This is a genomic window from Pseudoxanthomonas sp. SORGH_AS_0997, from assembly GCF_031453535.1.
Lineage (GTDB): Bacteria > Pseudomonadota > Gammaproteobacteria > Xanthomonadales > Xanthomonadaceae > Pseudoxanthomonas_A > Pseudoxanthomonas_A winnipegensis.
Window position 1 is genome coordinate 1,413,152 of record NZ_JAVIZI010000001.1, and the last position, 21,818, is coordinate 1,434,969.

Below are 21,818 nucleotides of genomic sequence, written 5' to 3' on the forward strand. Positions count from 1 at the left end.
GCAGCGTGCCAGCAAACCGCCGCCGCTGCATCCATCCGAAGTCATGCCCGCCGAGATGCCTGGCTCAATCGTCCTCGGCGGCGGCCTCGCGCCCCTGCTGGCGGATCATGGCCTCCATCCGCGCCTCGTTGATCGCCTCGCGCACGCCGTCCAGATCGGCGGTGCGCGTATCGGGCGTGAACTCGCCGGTCAGCACCGTGTCCGGCTGCAGCGCGCCGGCCTCGAACAGCGCCCACATCTCCTCGCCATACCAGGTGTCCAGCAGCTCCGGCGCCCAGCGTCCCAGACTGGCGGTGAGATTGTTGACGTCGCGCAGCAGCATGCGTCGCGCCGCGTTGTTGCCGCCGGCGCTGACCACTTGCGGGAAATCGATCACCACCGGTCCGTCGGGGCCGACCAGCACGTTGTACTCGGACAGATCGCCGTGGATCAGGCCGCAGCACAGCATGCGCACCACCTGGCGCATCAGCACCGCGTGGAACGCGCGCGCCTGGTCGGCCTCCAGCTCGACCTCGCCCAGGCGCGGGGCGCTGAAGCCCTCGGCATCGGTCACCAGCTCCATCACCAGCACGCCGTGGAAGTAGCCGAAGGGTTCGGGCACGCGCACACCGGCATCGCGCAGCTGGTAGAGCGCATCGACCTCGGTGTTCTTCCAGGCCACCTCGGCCTGCTTGCGGCCGTACTTAGTGGCCTTGCCCATGGCGCGGGCCTCGCGGCTGCCGCGCACCTTGCGCCCTTCCTGGTACTGCACGCGCTGCTGGAAACTGCGCTGGGCCATGTCCTTGTAGACCTTGGCGCAGCGCACTTCGTCGCCGGCACGCACCACGTACACCGAGGCTTCCTTGCCGCTCTTGAGCGGTCGCAGCACCTCGTCGATCACACCATCGTCGATCAAGGCCAGCAGGCCGGGGGGAGTCTTCATCGCGTCATGCCAGGGGACTTGCGTCGCAGGTCCGTTGCGGGCGGGCCAGTGTCGCATCCCCGGGGCGAGCGGTGTTGAAGATCCCATCGCGATTCACAGCCGGCGGCCTGCCCTCGGGCTTGTGGCGGCGGCCGGGCTGGCCCTACAGTCGCGCACCGCCGCGCCCTCGCGGCACCTGCCAAAGGGACGACAGCGCCGATGCATCCGGTCAGCACCATGGAAGTGTTCCTGATCGCCATGGCGATCATCTTCTGCGTTCCCTTCCTGATCTGGCGGCTGGGCCGCACCGAGTACTTCGCACCGCTGGTGGTGGTGCAGATCATCACCGGCATCCTGCTCGGGCCGGGCATCCTGGGCGCGGCGCTGCCGGGCTACTACGCATTTGTGTTCACCCCGCAGGTGGTGCAGATCCTGACCGGCCTGGGCGGCTGGGCGGTGATGCTGTTCGTGCTGATCGCCGGGATCGAGCTGGACCTCAGCCAGGCCTGGGCCAACCGCCGCGAGAGCGGCATCACCGCCGGCCTGGCGCTGGGCGTGCCGCTGCTGTTCGGCGGGCTGGCGGCGGTCGGGCTGCTGCGCTTTCCGGGCTGGATCGGCGCGCAGGGCCAGTCCTGGCAGTTCGTCGCCGGCGTGGGCATGGCCTGCGCGGTGACCGCGCTGCCGATCCTGATCCTGCTGATGGAGAAGCTGGCGATCCTGCGCCAGCCCATCGGCCAGCGCATCCTGCGCTATGCCAGCCTGGACGACATCGCCATCTGGGGCGTGCTGGCCCTGGTCCTGCTGGACTGGGAGCGGATCGGCCGGCAGGTCGGCTTCCTGGTCAGCTTCGCGGTGGCCTGCGTGCTGTTCCGCAGGCTGATGCGCGCGATCGGCGAGCGCGACCGCTGGTACGTGATGCTGATCTGGCTGGCGCTGTGCGCCTTCGGTGCGGACTGGTCGGGCCTGCACTTCATGGTCGGCGCGTTCCTGGCCGGCGTGGTGATCGACGCCCACTGGTTCGACCAGGCCGACATGGACCGCCTGCGTCACAACGTGCTGCTGGTGATGATGCCGGTGTTCTTCCTGAGCACGGGCCTGCGCACCGCCTGGAGCGTCGGTGGCGCGACCGTGTTCCTGGCCGCGCTGGCGCTGCTGGTGGCCGCCGTCGCCGGCAAGCTGGCCGGCGTGCACCTGGCCGGCCGGCTGCTGAAGTGGAAGCCCGGCGAGGCCAGCCTGATCGGCTGGCTGCTGCAGACCAAGGCCCTGATCATGATCATCTTCGCCAACATCCTGCTGGACAAGGCGATCATCACCAGCGCCACCTTCACCGCCCTGCTGCTGATGGCCGTGATGAGCACCATGCTCTCCATCCCGATGGCCACGCCGCGGCTGCGGCGGCTGCAGCAGCAACAAGACTGAAAGCCCGGCGGGCGGCGCGACCGCTTGCCCGCCGGCCACGACGCCTGTAGGATCGCCGCCTCTTTTCGCATCCTTCCGGACCGCCGTCATGCGTGCCGCCTTTCACCCAGGAAATCTCACAGCGTCGTAATCCCGACGCCCCCGCATGGGCATGAGGCCCAGGCGGAACCGTGACCTGTTGGCGCATTGCGCCGGTGAAACGAGATGCACATCAAACTGCGTTCCCTGCGTGCCGCATCGGCGCGCGTGTGGCAGCTGCGCCTGTACCGCCAGCTGCTCAATTCCTCAATCAAGCAAGACGACATCCTGCCGACCGTTGCGCAGGGCCTGCTGTCGCTCGGCGTGCGCCAGGCACCTGCCGACACGGCGGCCGCGCGCGCCAAGGTCGAACAGTTGCTGGCGCGCCCGCGCGCCATGGCCACGCCGCTCGCCCTGCCCTTCATCAAGGAACTGGCCAGCATCTTCGGCCTCTCGCGCGACCAGCTGCGCGTGGTGTGGTTCGTCTGCATCCTGCACGACCACCGTCCGCTGATCGACGCGGTCGAGGCCGGCGCCAAGCGCTGGCCCGGCACACGCGGCGGCCTTCTGCGCCTGCTCGGCGATACGCTGGAACTCCCGCCGGCCCGGCTGCGCGAGACCACCCGGCCACGCGGCGCGTTGCTGTCCAGCGGACTGCTGTACGCCAGCTTCGTGCACTGCAGCGATGCCTCCGAGTGCCTGGAACCGGCCGACCACACCAGCCAGCTGTTCGAGGATGGGGTGCTGGACGAACGCTTACTCGGCCGCCTGTTCGAGCGCGCCGAACCCGGGACGCTCAAGCTGGCCGACTACGGGCATCTGCAGGCGGCGGTTCAACGCATCGCCGACCTGCTGCGCGCCGCGCGCCGAGACGGATCGGGCGCCAACGTGCTGCTGCACGGACCGCCAGGCACCGGCAAGAGCGAGCTCACCCGCGCCCTGGCGAGCACACTGGGCATGGAGCTTTATCTGGTGCGCAGCGCCGACAGCGATGGCGAGCCGATCGACGCGCTGGCCCGGCTGCGCGCCTTCGAGACTGCCCAACGTGCCTTGGCGCACAACCCGCGCGCCTTGCTGCTGTTCGATGAGATCGAGGACGTCTTTCGCCACGGCAACGGCGCCGACAGTCCCAAGGTCAGCTACAAGAGCTGGGTCAACCGGCGCCTGGAAAGCATGACCCTGCCGTGTGTCTGGATCGGCAACCGCATCGACGGGCTGGACGACTCGCAGCTGCGCCGGTTCGACATCGTGCTGGAAGTGGTGCCGCCGCCGCGCAGCGCCCGCCGCGCCCTGCTGGAACGGGCACTGGATGCCACCCCGGTTCCTGCGTCGCTGCTGGAATGCATCGCCGGACGGGAGGCCTTCGCGCCCGCGCATTTCACCCGGGTCGCGCGCCTGATGCGGCGCCTTGCGCCGGCGCCCGAGGCGCGAGCAGGCATCCTGCGCGACTCGCTGAACGCGCTTCTGCGCATCGCCGGCGAGCCGCCGCTGCAAGAGGACGGGCCGCAGACCACCTTCGATCCCGAGCTGGTTCGAAGCACCCCGCCGCTGGCGCCGATGCTGTCGCTGCTGGAACGCCGTCCGCAGGCCCGCATCTGCCTGTACGGCCCTCCAGGCACCGGCAAGACCGCGCTGGCCGCGTACCTGGCCCAGCGCCTGGACATGCCCCTGCACCGCAAGCGCGCCTCGGATCTGCTGGGCAGTTGGGTGGGCCAGACCGAGGCCCGGATCGCCGCGATGTTCGAGCAGGCCACGCGCGACGGCGCCCTGCTCTGCCTGGACGAGGCCGACAGCTTCCTGCGCGACCGCCAGAGCGCGCGTGCCGCCTGGGAGGTCACGCAGGTCAACGAATTGCTGACCTGGCTGGAGGACTTCGAGGGGGTGTTCGTGGCCTCGACCAATCTGATGGGCGCCCTGGACGCCGCCGCGCTGCGTCGGTTCGACTTCAAGCTGCGCTTCGACTACCTGGATCCGCGCCAGCGCCTGCAGCTGTTCGAGCGCCACGTGGCCCAGCATCGTCTGCATCCTGACCTGGACGAGGCCGATCGCATGCGCCGGCTGCAGCGCCTGGATCGGCTGACCCCGGGCGACTTCACGGCGGTCCGGCGCCGGCTGGAGGCAGCAGACGGTCAGGCGGGCCAGAGCGATCTGCTGGCCTGGCTGGACGAAGAGCAGGCGCTGAAGCCGGGCAACAGCCGACCGATCGGCTTCGCCCACTGAATCCGGCCTTCGCTAGCCCAATGCGTCCAGCGCCGCGGCCAGATCGTCGGCCAGGGGGGCGTTGAGCAGGTACGGGGTGCGGCCGCCGTCGAGGGAGAACTCCAGCGAGGCGGCGTGCAGGAACAGGCGTTTGAGGCCGATCTGCTCGCGCAGGCGCTTGTTCGCCTCCGGATTGCCGTACTTGTCGTCGCCGGCGACCGGGTGGCCGATGTGCTGGGCGTGGACGCGGATCTGGTGGGTGCGGCCGGTCTCGATCAGGACTTCGCAGTAGGACTGGCCGCCGCGGCGCTCGAGCACCTTGAAGTGGCTGACGCTGGGCTTGCCGCCGTCGTTGACCTGAACGTGGCGCTCGCCGCCCTGGCGCAGGCCGACCAGCAGCGGCGCGTCGACGGTCATGGTGCCGTCGGGCAGGCGCCCGGTCAGCAGGGTCAGGTAGCGCTTGCGGATGCCCTTGGCCGGGCCGGCGTCCTCGCGCAGCAGCGCCTGCAGCTCGGTCAGGGCGGAGCGCTTCTTGGCCAGCACCAGCAGGCCGGAGGTATCGCGGTCCAGGCGGTGGACCAGCTCCAGCGGCTGGTTGGGGCGCAGGGCGCGCATGGTCTCGATGGCGCCATGGCTGATGCCGCTGCCGCCGTGACTGGCCACCCCGGTGGGCTTGTTGATGACCAGCAGGCGGGCGTCCTCGAACACGATCGCCGCCTCCATCCGCGCCAGGAAGCCGGCCGGCGGCGCCGATTTGGGCCCGGCCTCCTCCAAGCTGACCGGCGGCACCCGCACCTCGTCGCCGGCGGCGAGCTTGCGCTCGGCCTTGGCCCGGCCCCCGTTCACGCGGACCTGCCCGCTGCGCACCAGCTTGTAGACCAGGCTGCGCGGGGCGCCCTTGAGCTGGCCGAGCAGGAAATTATCCAGCCGCTGGCCATCGCGGTCGGCGGGCACGACCACCGTGCGCACGGCACTGCGGGCGGGCGGCGAGTCGGGGCGTGGCGGTACGGTCATTTCCGGCAGCTTCTCTGTTACACTCGGCGATGCGAGATAAGGGTTTGATTTCGCAGGAAAGTTCTACACGGGCCAGAAGCCCAGCTTCCCTCGCGAAAGCCCGGCACAGTGCGCGACCACCGCCCCCGGGGCGGCCATGTTAGCGGCTCGCCGGCAGGCCCCGACACCCGCCGGATGCGTCAGACATCCGAAGCTGAACACGTCCCGCGCGGTAACGGCCCTTCCCGGGCGGTCGCCGACGGTCCCGCAACACCGACACATGACAAAGCGCTCCCGCGGCCCGCCGTGGTGTCGAAGCGCTGGAAGCTCCAACCCGCCCCACCCGCGCAGCGCGCGAGGGGCGGCCGAACGTTCCAGAGGCAAAACGCCATGGCGCCCCGCGCGGTAGCAGCGCGAGGAACGCAACAATGAAACGTATGTTGATCAATGCCACGCAGGCGGAAGAACTGCGCGTGGCGATCGTGGACGGGCAGACGCTGTACGACATCGATATCGAGCAGCCCTCCAAGGAACAGAAGAAGTCCAACATCTACAAGGGCCGCATCACCCGGCTCGAACCCTCCCTGGAAGCGGCCTTCGTCGATTACGGCGCCGAGCGTCACGGCTTCCTGCCGCTGAAGGAAATCTCCCGCGACTACTTCCAGTCCGGGGTCGACCATCACAAGGCCGGCCTGCGCGAACTGCTGCGCGAGGGCCAGGAAGTGGTGGTCCAGGTCGACAAGGACGAGCGTGGCAACAAGGGCGCGGCCCTGACTACGTTCATCTCCCATGGCCGGCCGCTACATGGTGCTGATGCCCAACTCGCCCACCGCCGGCGGCGTCTCGCGCCGGATCGAGGGCGATGACCGCGCCGCGCTGAAGGCGGCCATGGACGCGCTGACCATCCCAGACGACATGGGCGTGATCATCCGCACCGCTGGCGTGGGCCGCGATGCCGAAGAGCTGCAGTGGGACCTGGATTACCTGCTGAGCGTGTGGAAGGCCGTGGCCGAGGCCGCGCTGGCCAAGCCGGCGCCGTTCCTGATCTACCAGGAGTCGCGCCTGATCGTGCGCGCCCTGCGCGACTACCTGCGCTCCGACGTGGGCGAGATCCTGGTCGACACCGCCGAGCTGTACGAGACGGCCAAGGAGTTCATGCAGCAGGTGATGCCGCACAACCTGCGCAAGCTCAAGCACTACACCGACGACATCCCGCTATTCAACCGCTTCCAGATCGAGTCGCAGATCGAGGCCGCCTACGAGCGCAACGTGCGCCTGCCCTCGGGCGGTTTCGATCGTGGTCGACCAGACCGAGGCGCTGACCGCCATCGACGTCAACTCGGCGCGCGCCACCAAGGGCGGCGACATCGAGGAGACCGCGTTCCACACCAACTGCGAAGCGGCCGAGGAAGTGGCCCGCCAGCTGCGCCTGCGCGACCTGGGCGGCCTGGTGGTGATCGACTTCATCGACATGTCCTCCTCCAAGCACCAGCGCGAGGTCGAGAACCGCCTGCAGAACGCGCTCAAGTACGACCGCGCCCGCGTCCAGCTGGGCCGCATCTCGCGCTTCGGCCTGATGGAAATGAGCCGCCAGCGTCTGCGCCCGAGCCTGGGCGAATCCAGCCAGATCGTGTGTCCGCGCTGCGACGGCCATGGCCGCATGCGCAGCGTCGAGTCGCTGTCGCTGTCGATCATCCGCGTGGCCGAAGAGCACGCGATGAAGGACAACACCGGGCAGGTCCTGGTGCAGGCGCCGCTGGAGATCGCCAACTACCTGCTCAACGAGAAGCGCAACGCGCTGCGCGAGATCGAACAGCGCCACGACGCCCCGATCATCATCGTCGCCGACGAGCAGCTGCACACCCCGCACTACGAAGTGACCCGCCTGCGCGAGAACGAGTTGGGCGAGGAGTCGAGCAAGCCCAGCTACCAGCGCGGCACCCCGCGCAAGCTGCCGGTGCATGCGCTGACCAAGGCCCAGCTCAACATCCCCGCCGCCCCGGCAGTGACCACGGTCAAGCACGCCCAGCCCGCGCCGATCCGCCAGGAGCGCGAGGCGCCGGCCCCGGTCGAACCGGCCCCCGCGCCGGTCGCCCCGGCGCCGCAGCCGGTCGCCGCCGCCACCGGTGGTGTGGTCGGCTGGCTCAAGCGCGTGTTCGGCGCGGCCAGCGCCCCGGCGCCGGCCGCCGCGCAGCCGCAGCCGGCGCGCGAGGCGCGTCCGGCGCGCAACGAGCGCGGCAACAACGGTCAGCAGCGTCGCAACGGCAATGAAGGCAACCGTGGCCAGGGCGGCAACAACGCCCGCGGCGGCCAGCAGAACGGCAACGGCCAGGCGCGTCGCGACAACCGCGAGGCGCGCGGCAATCGGGACGGCGGCCAGGCGCAGGCCGGCAACGGTCAGGCGCCGCGCAACAAGGGCGAGGGCCAGCAGAACAAGCAGCCCCAGCAGCAGCCCAAGGCCGCGCAGAACCAGAACCCGCCCAAGCAGCCCAAGCCCCAGCAGGACAAGCCGCAGCAGGACGCCCCGGCGCAGCAGGCCCAGCCCGCGCAGCCGCGTGCGCCCAGGCCGCCGCGCGAGCCGGCCAAGCCGGTCGAGGCCACGCCCGAGCTGCTGGCCGCCACGGCCGTGACCGCCGGCCTGAACGCCGAGGCGCCCCAGCCCGTGCCGGCAGCGACGACCGAACCGGTCGCCGAAGCGCCCAAGCCCGCGCCGGCCGCACCGCTGACCGTCGATGCCGATGGCGAGACCGATGACAACGCGCGCGACGAGCAGGACGAACTGAACGCCGACGGCGCCGAGTCCGGCGACGACAACGGCACGCCGCGCCGTCGTCGCGGCCGTCGCGGCGGTCGCCGCCGTCGTCGTGGCAATGGCGAGCAGGCCGCTGGCGATGCGTTCGAGCAGGATGCCGCCGGCGAGGAAGAGCCGGTGGTCGTGCCGTCGTCCTCGCAGCCGGAGTTCGACTTCGACGACGCCGAGACGCCCGCCCCGGCCGTGCCGGCGGCCAAGCCGCGCGTGCGCACCGAGGCCGCCACCGCTGCGGTCGCCGCGGCCAGCGCCACTGCCGTGGTCGCTGCCGTCGCACCGGACAGCAAGCCGTCGGCGCCCGCCGAGGAGCCGCAGGTCGCGTCGTCGTTCGATGCGCCGGCGCCGACCCACGAGGTCGCCGCCCCGGTCGTCGAAGCGGCAACGCCTGCTCCGGCGACCGAGCCGGTGACCGCTGAAGCTGCTCCCGCAGGTCCGGAAGTGCACGTCAGCGTCGAAGTGCAGCCCGAGCCGTCGCCGGTCGTGGCCGAGATCGCGCCCGAGCAGCCTCCGGTGACGACGGCCGCCCCAAGCGCCGATACGTCGGCGGAGGCGCCGGCTGAGGTGCAGGCCCCCGTGGCCAGCGCCGCGCCCGAACCCGAGCTGCCCGTCCAGGCCGAAGTGACCCCGCCCGCCGAGGAAGCCCCGGCAACGGCGCAGGCCACCGAGGACGAGACGCCGGCCGATGCCCCGGCGTCCAAGCCCGCGGCGGCCTCGGGCTCGCTGTTCTTCGCCGCCGACGCGCAGACCCCGCGCTCGGTGACGCGCCACCTGTTCGAGCCGGCGCCCGCCCCGCGCGCGTCCGACGAACAGACGCCCGCGCAGAACGACAGCCATGGCGGCACGACCGACAGCGAGCGCAGCGCCTGAGCCAGCGACGCGGACCGGGCCCGGCTTCATCGCCAGGCCCGGCATCGGGATGAAACGGAACGGGCGCCCTCAGGCGCCCGTTTCGCTTTGCGTGGCCTTTTGAGTGGCTCTTTGCCTTTACGTTCTCGCGTCGCTAGGAAGGGACGGCCAGCCCGTATGAAGCAACCGACAGTCCTTACGACTGGACCATCGGTCCGTCATTCCCGCGAACGCGGGGAGTGCTTCTTGGCAGACGCATATCTGACCATCCCGTGCCCGCTGCACTGCGGAGCGAAAGTCCCTGGGTTCCCGCGTTCGCGGGAACGACGGTAGAGGTTTCGCTGCGGCGGGGACCCAGCTGCCCGTTTCGCTTTGCGCGGGCTCTAAGTGACCTTTTGCGTGTCCCTACGAAGGGACGAACAGTCCGTGCGAACGGACCAACAACACGTCATTGCCGCGAAAGCGGGAATCCAGGGACTTTGGGGCTTGCGTGCGAACGTCCATGGATTCCCGCTTTCGCGGGAATGACGGGCGTCGAGTGATCGGACCAGGGGAACACTCGGCGAGCTCGCTCTGCCAGCGCCCTACCCCAGCCTGAGCGGCGTACGCACAGCAATGAAAGGCCGGCAGCACACTGGCATCTGCCACCTTCGCACGTGCCGCCCTCGCACAATCAAAGGCTCTTCGACGGATCGATCAGCCCGTACTGCGCCGCCAGGCGCGCCAGCGCCATCGTGTCCTGCACCTGCACCTTTTCCAGCAGGCGCGTCTTGTGCGTGCTGACGGTCTTGGGGCTGAGGTTGAGGCGCTTGGCGATCTCGCTCTGGCGCAGGCCCTGCACCAGCATCATCACCACCTCCAGCTCACGCGCGCTCAGATCGTCGAACGGCGAGGCCTCCTCGCTCATGCTCGACAGCGCCAGGTTCTGCGCCACGTTGCTGCCCAGATAGCGCTTGCCGCGCGAGACATCGCGCACTGCGCGCAGCAGCTCGGCCGCATCGCCGCCCTTGCCGACATAGCCCGAGGCACCGGCCTCGAGCAGCCGCTTGGGCAGCGGGCCATCCTCGAGCACCGAGACGATGATCACGCGGCTGCCGTAGTCGCCGCGCACGATGCGCTCGGTCACGTCGAAGCCGCTGAGCCCGGGCAGGTGCAGATCGCACAACACCACATCGGGCTTGAGCTTGCGGATCGCCGGCAGCGCTTCCTCGCCGCTCTCGGCCTCGCCGACCACCTCGATATCCACCTGGCCGGCGAGGATCAGCTTCAGGCCAGTCCGCACCAGCGCATGATCGTCCACCAGAAATACCCGGATCGTCATCCTTGCCATCCCCTTGTAGGCATATGCCGCTCCCGTGGTCAGCCTACTCGCGGCGGGTGAAACTGGGCAAGGGCGCCGGCTGGTTGCGGTGGCGAAGTGCGCGGGGTGTCACCGGACACGGGCGCGCCGGGAAGTTGGATCAACCGGTGTCGTTGCCCTGAGGGGAACGAGCTCAGCGGCGGGAACGTCCAGAGATTCCCGCCGACCCGCAAACAAACCCCGTCATTCCCGCGAAGGCGGGAATCCATGGACGTGCGCGCGCAAGCCCCAAAGTCCCTGGATTCCCGCTTTCGCGGGAATGACGGTAGAGGGTTAGCGGCGGCTTCCTGTGGAGGCCTGGGCGCCTGCCACGGCTGCGCGCGCAAACCCCAAAGTCCCTGGATTCCCGCTTTCGCGGGACCTTTGCAAAACATCGCTGATCGGGAACGACGATTGCGCCTTGGTGGCTGGCCAGTTGATCGGGAAAGCCCCGACCCCTCCCCAGCCCTCCCCTGCGCTGCGCGCAAGGGAGGGGGCAGTAGGTTGCTTGCTGTGCCACCGCCTACTGGGCTTGGCCCCCTCCCTTTCGCCGAAGGCGAAGGGGAGCTCGAAGTCGCGGCTAGCGACTGAGGGGGTGGGGTGCTTTTGCTTTTGGCTTTGACCTAGCTCGGCGCAGTCAGCCGATGAGTGCCACCCGAACGCAGCCGAGGGAAGTTTTGCAAAGGTTCCGCTTTCGCGGGAATGACGGTGAGAGAGGTCCGCGGCGGCTTCAGATGGAGGCGTGAAAGCCGGATGCCTGGAAGCCGGCCGCGGCGCCACGCTTACTTGGTGGTGTAGCCGCCGTTGACCAGGATGGTCTGCCCGGTCATCCACCAGCCGTCGCTCACCAGGAAGCGGATCCACGGCACGATGTCCTCGATGTCGGTCAGGCCGGTCTTGGACGAGGGCGACAGCGCCGCGGCGGTCTTGTGATAGGCCACCGCATCGGCGCCTTCGGCGGGATAGAAGAACGGCGTGTCCATCGGGCCCGGGCCGATCGCGGTCACCGAGATGCCGCGGTCGCCCAGCTCCTTCGAGGCGGCGCGGGTGTAGTGCTCCACCGGGGCCTTGGTGCCGGCATAGCTGGAATAGAACGGCGTGTAGGCGCCCAGCAGCGAGGTCACCAGCGTGCAGATCTTGCCGTTGTCGCTCAGCGCCTTGCCGGCTTCCTTGATGAAGAAGAACGCCGACTTGGAGTTGACCGCGCTCATCTGGTCGAACTCGGCCTCGCTGATCTCGGTCATCGGCTTCTTCAGCACCTTGCCCACGGTGTTGACCGCGATGTCGATCGAGCCCATCGCGGCCTTGGCATCGGCGAACAGCTGCTCCATCGCCTCGGCGGTGGTGAGGTCGGCCTGGAAGGCGAAGGCCTTGGCGCCCGTGGCCTTGATCTCTGCCACGGTCTTGTCGGCGTCGGCCTTGGTGGCGGCGCTGTTGTAGTGGATCGCCACGGCCTTGGCCCCGTGCCTGGCCAGGTCGGTGGCGAGCAGGCCGCCGAGATTCTTGGCGCCACCGGCGATGAGGATGGTCTTGCCCTGGAGGGAATGGTCGGTCATTGGAAGATCCTTGGCTGTGGAAAACGGGAACCACGTCGGCCCGTGCCGGAAGAACGCGATACGAAGACCGCCTCCCCCGCTTGCGGGCGTGCCTCACACCATATAATCCAGGCCAAGAACATAAAGCTGGCATGTGTGACTTCACATGTCGTGGATCCTGACCAATCGAGGGACGCAGCGCCGTGGACCGGATCGACCTGTTCCGCATCTTCGTCCGGGTGGTGGAGGTGGCCAGCTTCACCCGCGCGGCCGACACGCTCGGCATGCCGCGCTCCTCGGTCTCGGCCGCCGTGGCCGAGCTGGAAGGGCGCATCGGCGTGCGCCTGCTGCACCGGACCACGCGCAAGGTCGCCCCGACCCAGGACGGTGCGGCCTTCTACGAGCGCTGCCTGCGGGTGATCGCCGACGTCGAGGAGACCGAGGCGCTGTTCCGCCAGGGCAAGACCAAGCCCTCGGGCAAGCTGCGCGTGGACGTGCCCGGGCGCATCGGGCGGCTGATCATCGCCCCGGCGCTGGGCGGCTTCCTCGACGAATATCCGGAGATCGACATCAGCCTGGGCGTCACCGACCGCGCGGTCGACCTGGTCGAGGAGCGCGTGGACTGCGTGGTCCGGGTCGGGCCGCTGAGCGATTCGGGGCTGATCGCCCGCACGCTCGGCACGCTGCCGCTGATCAACGTCGCCAGCCCCGCCTATCTGGCCCGGCACGGCACGCCGCAGGCGCCCGAAGACCTGGCCAGCCACTGGGCGATCCACTACGCCTCGCCGTCCAGCGCCCGGGTCGAACCCTGGGAGTGGATGGAAGGCGACACGCCGAAGACCTTGCACATGCCCGGCCGGGTCACGGTCAACAACGCCGAGGCCTGCATCGCCTGCTGTCTGGCCGGCCTGGGGCTGATCCAGATCCCGGCCTACGACGTGCGCGACGCGCTGCGCGCCGGCACGCTGGTGGAGGTGATGCCCGGGCATCGCGCCGCGCCGCTGCCGATGACCCTGCTGTATCCGCATCGCCAGCACCTGTCGCGGCGGGTGCAGGTGTTCGCCGACTGGGTCGAGCGGCTGCTCAAGGAAGCGATCGCACCATGAAGCGCTGCGCGCCTGCCTGCGGGTTCAACGAGCGGCTGGCCATCCTGACCGGGCCGCCCTGCCCACCCCTGCGCGCCCGATCGATGCACCGAAGCCCATGACCACCCCGCGCCGCTACAAGCCGTCCAAACGCCGCGAAGCGACCTCCGAACAGCGGCGCCAGCGCATCAAGCAGGCCGCGTGGTCGGTGTTCGCCCAGCAGGGGCTGGATGCGGCGACGATCTCGGGCATCGTCGCCGCCAGCGGCGCGTCGACCGGCAGCTTCTACAACGACTACCGCACCAAGCAGGCGGTGTTCGACGAACTGCTGGGCGACCTGCTGGCGCAGGTGCGCGCGGTCACCGCGCAGGCGCGCGCCCGCGCCGACGACCTGGAGACCATGCTGCAGCTGTCCTACCGCGACCTGCTGGTGCTGATCCTGGGCATCGAAGCGGCCCTGCCCTTCATCGCGCGCAACCAGCACCACATCCGCACCCGGCTGTACGACCTGGACGGCATCGATTCGCTGCTCGGCGATATCAGGCGCGACGTGGTACGCGGCATGCCGGGGCTGGCGCTCGCGCCGTGGCAGGTCTCGCTGGTCGCCAGCCTGATCGTGTCCAACGGCATCGAGACGCTGCTGCTGCTCGAGGGCCGCGAGCGCATCGACATCGACGAGGTGGCCGGGCTGATGACGCGCCTGGTGATGGGCGGCATCGGCAGTCTGGCCGCAGCGCAACAAATTTGACGACTTCCTCAAGTATGTCCATGCTCCGCGCCGGGAGGACCACACCATGCGCGAAGCAGACTACGTCATCGTCGGGGCGGGACCGGCCGGCTGCGCCCTGGCCGCGCGCCTGGCGGCCGCGGCGGAAAGGCCCAGCGTCGCGCTGATCGAAGCCGGCCCGCCCGGCCCGTCCCTGCTCTCGCGCATCCCGGCCGGCATCGCCGCGCTGGTGCCGTTCAAGTCGGCGCGCAACTACGCCTTCCAGACCGTGCCCCAGGCCGGGCTGGGCGGGCGCCGCGGCTACGTGCCGCGCGGGCGTGGCGTGGGCGGTTCGAGCCTGATCAACGCGATGATCTACATGCGCGGCCAGCCGCAGGACTACGACGGCTGGGCCGCCGCCGGCTGCCCGGGCTGGGGCTGGCAGGACGTGCTGCCGCTGTTCCGGCGATCGGAGGCCAACCAGCGCGGCGCCGATGCGCTGCATGGCGACCGCGGGCCGCTGGTGGTGTCCGACCTGGCCTCGCCCAGCCCGGTCTCGCAGGCCTTCATCGAGGCGGCGCTGCAGTCGGGCTATGCGGCCAACCCGGATTTCAACGGCCCCAGCCAGGAAGGCATCGGCCTGTACCAGGTCTTCCAGCGCAACGGCGCGCGGCTGGACGCCGGCTCGGCCTACCTGGCCGACGCCGCGCGCTGGCCGCACCTGCGCATCCTCAGCGACACCCGCGCCGAGCGGATCATCTGCGAAGGCCGCCGCGCCACCGGCGTGGAGGTGGTGACCCGGCACGGACGCGAGACGATCCGCGCCCACCGCGAGGTGATCCTCTCGGCCGGGGCGATCGGCTCGCCGCAGCTGCTGATGCTCTCCGGCATTGGACCGGGTGCGCACCTGGCCGAACACGGCATCGGTGTGGTCCACGACGCACCCGGCGTGGGCGCCAACCTGCAGGATCACCTGGACTATGTGGGCCTCAAGCGCATGAAGGGCCCGGGCCTGCTCGGCTTCGGCCCGGACACGCTGCTGCGCGGCGCGGCGGCGTTCCCGGCATGGCGGCGCGGCCACGGCATGCTCACCAGCAACCTGGCCGAGGCCGGCGGTTTCGTCCGCAGCGCGCCGGAAGTGGACCGGCCCGATCTGCAGTTCCACTTCTGCGCGGCGCTGGTCGACGACCACGCGCGGCACACGCATCTGGTGCGCGGCGTGACCCTGCACGTGTGTGCGCTGCGCCCGCAGAGCCGGGGCTGGATCCGGCTGGCCTCCTCCGACCCGGCGCAGGCGCCGCTGATCGATCCGAACTTCCTCTCCGCGCCGGACGATCTGGCGCTGACGCTCAAGGGCGCACGCGCCGTGCACCGCATCCTCGATGCAGCGCCGCTGGCGCGCTACGGCGGCAAGCTGCTCTACGCCAGCCCGCGCCCGGACGATGCGGAGCTGCTGCGCCTGATCCGCGATCAGGCCGACACCATCTACCATCCGGTCGGCACCTGCCGCATGGGCCGCGGCGTCGGCGCGGTGGTCGCCCCGGACCTGAGCGTGCACGGCCTGCAGGGCCTGCGCGTGGCCGATGCCTCGATCATGCCGACGCTGATCAGCGGCAATACCCAGGCGCCGTCGGCCATGATCGGCGAGAAGGCCGCCGACCTCATCCTCGGCAGGAGCGCCGCATGAACCACGATGACTTGCAGGCGCTGTTCGCACCGCTGCACCGGGCCTCGCGCGCCACGCCCGCGGCGGATGCGCGGACGCGGCGCGCATGGCTGGAAACGCTGGCACGGCTGGTGCGCGAGAACGTCGAGCAGATCGTGCAGGCCATCGACGCGGATTTCGGCGGACGCTCGCACGACGAGACGCGCATGCTGGAAGTGCTGCCGGCGCTGCGCGGCATCCGCCACGCCCAGCGCCATGTGCAGCGCTGGATGCGCCAGGTGCGCCGGCCGGTGGACGTGGTGTTCCAGCCGGCCAGCGCCTGGCTGCGCTACGAGCCGCTGGGCGTGATCGGCATCATCGCGCCCTGGAACTATCCGCTGCTGCTGTCGATTGGCCCGCTGACCGATGCGCTGGCCGCCGGCAACCGGGCGATGCTCAAGCCATCCGAGCTGACCCCGCGATTTTCCGAACTGCTGGCGCAGCTGGTCGCGCGCTACTTCGCGCCCGACCTGGTGACCGTGGCGACCGGCAGCGTGGACACGGCCAGGGCGTTCTCGTCCCTGCCCTTCGACCATCTGCTGTTCACCGGCTCGACCGCGGTCGGGCGCGAGGTGATGCGCGCCGCCGCCGACCATCTCACCCCGGTGACGCTGGAGCTGGGCGGCAAGTCGCCGGCCTTCGTCGCGGCGGACTATCCGCTGGCCAAGGCCGCCGATGCGATCGCCTTCGGCAAGTTCCTCAACGCCGGGCAGACCTGCATCGCGCCGGACTACGTGCTGGTGCCGCGCCCAAAGCTGGACGACTTCGCCGCCGCCGTGCTGGACGCGGCGCGGCGGCGCTATCCGACGGTGGCGGGCAATGCGGACTATTCGGCGGTGATCACGCCACGCCATCGGCAGCGACTGGCGTCGGCGCTGGACCAGGCGCGCGCGGCCGGCGCGCGCGTGCAGGCACTCGATGCGGGCGGCGCGACGGAGAAGATCGCCCCCACGCTGGTGCTCGACCCGCCGCAGGACAGCCTGCTGATGCGCGAGGAGATCTTCGGCCCGGTGCTGCCGCTGATCGGCTACGACGATCTGGACGAGGCCATCGCCTTCGCCGCCGCGCGCGAGCGCCCGCTTGCGCTGTACTGCTTCAGCGGCGAGCGCGCGGTGCAGCGACGCGTGCTGGACGGCGTGACCTCCGGCGGCGTCACGCTCAACGGCACGCTGCTGCATATCGCCCAGGACAGCCTGCCCTTCGGCGGCATCGGCCCCAGCGGCATGGGCGCCTATCACGGGCAGGAAGGCTTCAAGCGCTTCAGCCATGCGCGCGCGGTGTTCAAGGTCGGGCCGGTCAATGTGTTCCAGCGGATCGGTCCACCGTGGACAGGGCTGGCGCGGCGCATGTTCGGCTGGCTGGCGCGCTAGGGCGGCGCGATCCGGTTCGCGCAAAGAAGAAGGAAGCAAGGTGCCACCTTGCTTCCTTGAGTGATCCGATCAGCGCACTACCGCATCTCGCGCGATGCTTGCCGCCTGCTTTCGCAGACGCACCGCTCGCGAGCGGCGCGTTCTGCTCCCCTGCTACGGCGTCATCACGACCTTGCGGCAGTCTTCCCGCTTCTCATCGAAGATCTTGTAGCCCTGCGCCGCATCGGCCAGCTTCATGCGATGGGAGATGATGATGTCCGGGTCCAGATCGCCATCCTCGATGAAGCCCAGCAGCTCCGGCAGATACTTGTGCACATGGGTCTGGCCCATGGCGAAGGAGAGCCCCTTGTCGAAGGCGTCGCCGATCAGGAAGCCATGGATGAAGCCCGCATACACACCGGGCACGCTCACCACACCACCGCGCTGCGTAGCCGAGATGCACTGGCGGATCACCTCGCCGGAGCTGGTCTCGATCTTCAGCGTGCTCAGCACGGTCTCGGTGGTGCTGCCCTTGGCCTCGAAGCCGACCGCATCGATGGACGCGGAGACGCCTCTTCCGTTGGTCAGTTCCAGGATCCGCTCCGACGCATCGCCCTCGCTGAAATCGATCGGGATCACGCCATAGGCGCTCACCGCGAAGTTCAGCCGGTACTGCTCCGAATCCACCATGAAGATCCGCTCGGCGCCCAGCATGCGCGCGCACGCCGCGGCCATCAGGCCCACGGGACCCGCGCCGAAGATGGCGACCGTGGAGCCCGGTTCGACCCTGGCGTTGAGCACGGCCTGATAGCCCGTCGGCAGGATGTCTGACAGGAACAGCACCTTCTCATCGGCCAGACTGCCGGGCACCGCGAACGGCCCCACGTTCGCCTTGGGTACGCGCACATATTCGGCCTGCCCACCCGGAACGCCCCCGTAGAGATGCGAGTAGCCGAACAGGGCCGCCGGCGGCGTCATCTTCGAGCGCTTGCGCACGCTGGCGCCCTCGTCGGGGTTGGTCGTCTCGCAGGCGGCGAACAGTTCGTTCTCGCAGAAGAAGCACTTGCCGCAGGCGATCACGAACGGGATGACCACCCGATCTCCCACGCTCACCTCGGTCACCGCCGGGCCCGCGTCTTCCACCACGCCCATGAACTCGTGGCCGAAGATGTCGCCGTGTCGGGTCTCCGGGATCTTGCCGTGGAACAGGTGCAGGTCCGATCCGCAGATCGCGGTCGCCGTCACACGCAGGAGGATGTCGTCGGCCTCCACCAGCTGCGGATCGGGAACGGTCTCGACGCGCACGTCCTTGGAACCATGGTAGGTCAACGCTTTCATCTTCGGATCTCCGGTGAGTCGGGCCTTCCACCCTCCTCGCCGTGCCGTTAGCGCAGTAGCACCGCAGGCACGCGCCGGCGTCAATCTTTGTTAACGCCAAGCTGTGCGGTCTGTCATGCCGACGCGTTCGTTGCAGTGCGCTGCGTGGCCCGTTCGCAGCGCCGGCAGGCGCAACTCACCCGCCTGCCTTGCCGCAATCGGCCAGATCCGTCCAGCCGAACAGCCGCACGGCGTTGTTGAAGAGGATGTCGCGGCGTTGCGCCTCGGAGAGGTAAGGCGCCGTGCGGAACCGCGCGATCGCCTGCGCCGTGGCCTCGGGCCACACCATCTGGTCCGAGCCGAACAGGATGCGCTTGCCGAAGCCGTAGATCATGAGCTGCTGCAGATAATGATCCATAAAAGGACGCGGCTCGGCCCAATCGATCGCGCCCAGGTCGACGTAGACCTGCGGATAGGCATGCAGCAGCGCCACCGTGTCGTCGAGAAAGGGCCAGCCGGCATGCATGATGATCAGCTTCATGCGCGGGTGACGCACCAGCACCTCCTCGAACGAGGACGGGTTGCCCAGGCGCTCGCGGTGCAGCGGCTGGCCGCGGTAGACGATGCCCGCCGGCCCGGCGCCCGAGTGCACCGCGATCGGGACGTCCAGCGCTTCGGCCAGGGCCCACAGCGGCTCCAGGCGCGGGTCGTCATGGGCGATGCCGCGGTACTGGTATTCGACCTCGCCGATCATCGCCAGCTTGCCCGCCGCATGCCGCGCCCGGATCTGGTCGAGCATGGCGGCATCGGGGATGTCGTCGATCTCGAACCCGCCGCGCAGGCGCGCCGGATCGAGGGCGATGATGCGATCGTCCGTCGCCGTGCTGGCGCCGCCCACGATCGCCCGCACCACCCCGGCCTCGCGCAGGGCGGCGGCGGTGGCCCGGGCGTGGTCCGCACCGTTGAACACCCGCATGGGCTGGCCATCGCCTAGGTTGGGCACGCGCGCCTCGAAGCGCCCATCGCGCTCGTAGCTGTGGATGTGGATGTCGATGACCGGCTCGACGCCGGCCACGCACGTGGGCGCGGACGACAGCGCGAGCGCAAGCAGCAAGGGGACCATGGTGCCTCCGTGTGGTGTGGGATACCGCTTGAAAACGCATCCTGGAGCGCCGAGGATCCGGCGTATTGCGAATTCGTGCCCTCCTGGCCTGCCAAGGGACCGCCATGACGTCCGACCCGCCCGTGACGCTGCTGCGCAAGCTCCCCGACGACCGCCCCGACCTGCTGCGCGCACGCGGCCAGTGGTCGTCCTGCGCCATGGAGCACTCGCTGATCCCCGCGATCGAGCTGGAGGAGCCGGGCTGGGCCTTCCATCACCTCGCCCTGCCGCTGGGCCCGACGCGGCCGCGCGTGGTCCTGAAGGTGGACAGCGGCCATGAACACGGGCGCGCCCCGCCCGAGACGCTGACCATGATCCAGGCCGGCGTGACCGGATCGGCGCGCTGGGATGCGCCGATGGAATCGGCCTGCCTCTACTTCACCGACGGCGCCATGGCCGGCGCGCTGGGCGTGGCGCCCGAAGGCGTCCGCCAGGCGATCCGCAGCCGCTTGCACTATCGCGCGCCCGGCATGGCGCGGCTGCTGCGCGCCCTGCTGGCCGACGCCTCGGCCGGCCAGCCGCACGGCACGCTGATCGGCGACGCCATCTTCCTCGCCGTGGCCGCCCAGCTGGTGCCCCGGGCCGCGCGCCCTGCGCACGCCAGCCGTGGCGGCGAGCCCTGGCGCGTGCGCACCGCCCTGGCCTTCATCCACGCGCACCTGGGCGAGGAACTGGACATCGCGCAGATCGCCGATGCGGCCGCGACCAGCCCCTACTACCTCAACCGCGCCTTCCGCGCCGCGCTCGGCTGCTCGATCTGGCAGTACGTGCTGCGCGCCCGGGCGCAATGCGCGCTTGCCCTGCTGCACGACAGCGACGCGACGCTGGTGCAGGTGGCGGACGCGGCAGGCTTCAGCAGCTATGCCGGCTTCATCTACGCGATCAAGCGCGTCTGCGGCAGGACCCCGGCCCAGGTTCGCCAGGCGATCGGTCCATCGCGCGGCACGGAGGCACTTTCCTGAAAGCCAGGCGGCATGTGGGCTGACACAGCCCGGCAAACCGTGCTGACCCCGCGTACACGACGCCGCCGATAGGGTCGATGCGCCCGACCACCCAAGGAACCGATATGCGCCTTGTTCGCTCGTCCGTGTTCATGGCCGCCGCGTGTCTCGCGCTGGCCGCCTGCGCCCCACACCCCCGCCCCGACGGCCCGCCGCCGCCCCCGCCGCACGCGCACGGCGACCGACAGCCGCCCCCGCCGCCGCCCGAGATGGCACCGCCGCCGCCGGAGGCTCCAACGCCGCCGACGCAGACTCCGTAACGCTGCGGACCGACCCGCCGCACACCGCGCGCGGCGGGTCGGATCAGGCTCGCGAGCCTGTTCATTCGAGGACAAAGCCCTTGGCCGCCAAGGGCTTTTTTGTTTCTGCGGCCACGTCCCGACCTATCGAGCGCGTGCCTCCGCATCGCGATGGAAGCGGCTTCGATAGGTGGCCGGCGGCAGGCCGGTGGCGACACGGAAGTGCTGGCGGAAATTGGTGGCCGTCCCGAAACCGGCACGCATGGCGATCTCCTCGACCGACAGGCTCGTCTCCTCCAGCAGATCGCGGGCGTAGTGCAGGCGCTGGCGCTGGAGCCACTCCCCCGGGGCAAGCCCGGTCGCCTCACGCAGATGGCGTTGCAGGGTGCGGCTGCTGACGAGCGCTTCGGCCGCCATGCGCTCGACCGTCCATTTCTCGTCGAGCCGACGCTGGATCGTTTCGAGCAGCTCCGACAGCCTTGCGCCCGAGGGCGGCGGAAGCGGCCGCTCGATGAATTGCGCCTGGCCACCGTCCCTGTGCGCGGCGACGACCAGGCGGCGCGCGACGCTGTTGGCGGCCTTGGCACCAAAATCCTTGCGCACGATGTGGATGCACAGGTCCAGGCCGGCGGCGCTTCCGGCCGAGGTGAGGATGTCGCCCTCATCGACGTAAAGCGCATCCGGCTCGACCACGAGCTCCGGATAGCGCGATGCCAGCGTGGCGAGGTGATGCCAATGCGTCGTCGCCCGCCTGCCCGCGAGCAGGCCCGCCTGCGCCAGCACGAAGGCCGCGCCGCAGATCGAGACGATCCGGGTGCCCGCCGCGCTCGCCCGGCGCAGCCCCTCCAGAAACGCGGGAGGCGCGGCCGCATCCGCTCCTCGCCAACCCGGGATCACGATCGTATCGGCGGCCTCGAGCAGCTCCAATCCGCCGTCTGCCTCGAGCCGCAGGCCACCCGCGCCGCGGATCGGTGACGGCTCCACCGCCGCGGTGCGGCAGCGATACCAGCCCGCCCCCATCTCCGGGCGCGACAGACCGAACACCTCGAAGGCGCAGCCGAACTCGAATGTGCACAGCGCGTCGTAGACAGGGATGACGACAAGCGGCCCGGCGTCGTTTGGCATGATCCTTACGATAGTGGCGAATCCGGCCACTTACAACGCGGCTGCCCGCTCGCTACCTTGCCGATCGAAG

14 protein-coding genes and 1 pseudogene are annotated in these 21,818 nt (G+C 69.9%); 8 read left to right on the top strand and 7 right to left on the bottom strand.

Going from position 1 to position 21,818, the window contains the following annotated elements; translation table 11 throughout:
- Positions 1–64 precede the first annotated feature (64 nt).
- Positions 65–922, bottom strand: a complete 858-nt coding sequence (locus tag QE438_RS06410) for a PA4780 family RIO1-like protein kinase (protein WP_130517991.1) — start codon at positions 920–922, stop codon at positions 65–67.
- A 198-nt stretch (positions 923–1,120) separates the two neighbouring features.
- On the opposite strand from QE438_RS06410, the gene QE438_RS06415 reads away from it, so the two are divergent.
- Both QE438_RS06415 and QE438_RS06420 read left to right on the top strand, forming a co-directional pair.
- A complete protein-coding gene (locus QE438_RS06415) occupies positions 1,121–2,320 on the top strand; it encodes a cation:proton antiporter (RefSeq protein WP_306991671.1) in 1,200 nt (399 codons plus the stop codon).
- A gap of 204 nt (positions 2,321–2,524) precedes the next feature.
- Positions 2,525–4,558, top strand: a complete 2,034-nt coding sequence (locus QE438_RS06420) for an ATP-binding protein (RefSeq protein ID WP_306991669.1) — start codon at positions 2,525–2,527, stop codon at positions 4,556–4,558.
- A 12-nt stretch (positions 4,559–4,570) separates the two neighbouring features.
- Here the strand turns inward: QE438_RS06420 and QE438_RS06425 are convergent, their stop codons facing one another.
- Positions 4,571–5,551 (bottom strand): RluA family pseudouridine synthase, encoded by a 981-nt coding sequence (locus tag QE438_RS06425; RefSeq protein ID WP_130532094.1) that lies wholly within the window; start codon positions 5,549–5,551, stop codon positions 4,571–4,573.
- Positions 5,552–5,967: 416 nt separating this feature from the next.
- On the opposite strand from QE438_RS06425, the pseudogene rne reads away from it, so the two are divergent.
- Positions 5,968–9,206: pseudogene (gene rne / locus QE438_RS06430) on the top strand (ribonuclease E).
- A 652-nt stretch (positions 9,207–9,858) separates the two neighbouring features.
- Here the strand turns inward: rne and QE438_RS06435 are convergent.
- Entirely contained in the window at positions 9,859–10,506 is a 648-nt protein-coding gene (locus QE438_RS06435; RefSeq protein WP_130522720.1) for a response regulator, read from the bottom strand.
- A gap of 800 nt (positions 10,507–11,306) precedes the next feature.
- Entirely contained in the window at positions 11,307–12,080 is a 774-nt protein-coding gene (locus tag QE438_RS06440; RefSeq protein ID WP_306991666.1) for an SDR family oxidoreductase, read from the bottom strand.
- Between the two features lie 182 nt (positions 12,081–12,262).
- Between QE438_RS06440 and QE438_RS06445 the strand changes: the two genes are divergently transcribed.
- The 4 genes from QE438_RS06445 (at position 12,263) to QE438_RS06460 (ending at position 16,925) form a co-directional block, all read left to right on the top strand.
- On the top strand, positions 12,263–13,165 hold the full coding sequence (locus QE438_RS06445) for a LysR family transcriptional regulator (RefSeq protein ID WP_306991664.1): 903 nt from the start codon (positions 12,263–12,265) through the stop codon (positions 13,163–13,165).
- Between the two features lie 97 nt (positions 13,166–13,262).
- Entirely contained in the window at positions 13,263–13,892 is a 630-nt protein-coding gene (locus QE438_RS06450) for a helix-turn-helix domain-containing protein (protein ID WP_306991663.1), read from the top strand.
- A gap of 46 nt (positions 13,893–13,938) precedes the next feature.
- Complete coding sequence (locus tag QE438_RS06455; protein ID WP_306991661.1) at positions 13,939–15,537, top strand: GMC family oxidoreductase N-terminal domain-containing protein; 1,599 nt, start codon at positions 13,939–13,941, stop codon at positions 15,535–15,537.
- Entirely contained in the window at positions 15,534–16,925 is a 1,392-nt protein-coding gene (locus tag QE438_RS06460) for a coniferyl aldehyde dehydrogenase (protein ID WP_306991659.1), read from the top strand. The genes QE438_RS06455 and QE438_RS06460 overlap by 4 nt, the downstream gene beginning before the upstream one ends.
- A gap of 153 nt (positions 16,926–17,078) precedes the next feature.
- On the opposite strand, the gene QE438_RS06465 is transcribed toward QE438_RS06460, so the two are convergent.
- On the bottom strand, positions 17,079–18,242 hold the full coding sequence (locus QE438_RS06465; RefSeq protein WP_306991657.1) for a zinc-dependent alcohol dehydrogenase: 1,164 nt from the start codon (positions 18,240–18,242) through the stop codon (positions 17,079–17,081).
- 175 nt (positions 18,243–18,417) lie between these two features.
- Positions 18,418–19,344, bottom strand: a complete 927-nt coding sequence (locus QE438_RS06470) for an amidohydrolase family protein (protein ID WP_306991655.1) — start codon at positions 19,342–19,344, stop codon at positions 18,418–18,420.
- A 104-nt stretch (positions 19,345–19,448) separates the two neighbouring features.
- On the opposite strand from QE438_RS06470, the gene QE438_RS06475 reads away from it, so the two are divergent.
- Positions 19,449–20,345: an AraC family transcriptional regulator gene (locus QE438_RS06475; protein ID WP_306991652.1), complete on the top strand. Its 897-nt coding sequence runs from the start codon at positions 19,449–19,451 to the stop codon at positions 20,343–20,345.
- A 422-nt stretch (positions 20,346–20,767) separates the two neighbouring features.
- On the opposite strand, the gene ftrA is transcribed toward QE438_RS06475, so the two are convergent.
- On the bottom strand, positions 20,768–21,748 hold the full coding sequence (ftrA, locus tag QE438_RS06480) for a transcriptional regulator FtrA (RefSeq protein WP_306991650.1): 981 nt from the start codon (positions 21,746–21,748) through the stop codon (positions 20,768–20,770).
- Positions 21,749–21,818: the final 70 nt, after the last annotated feature.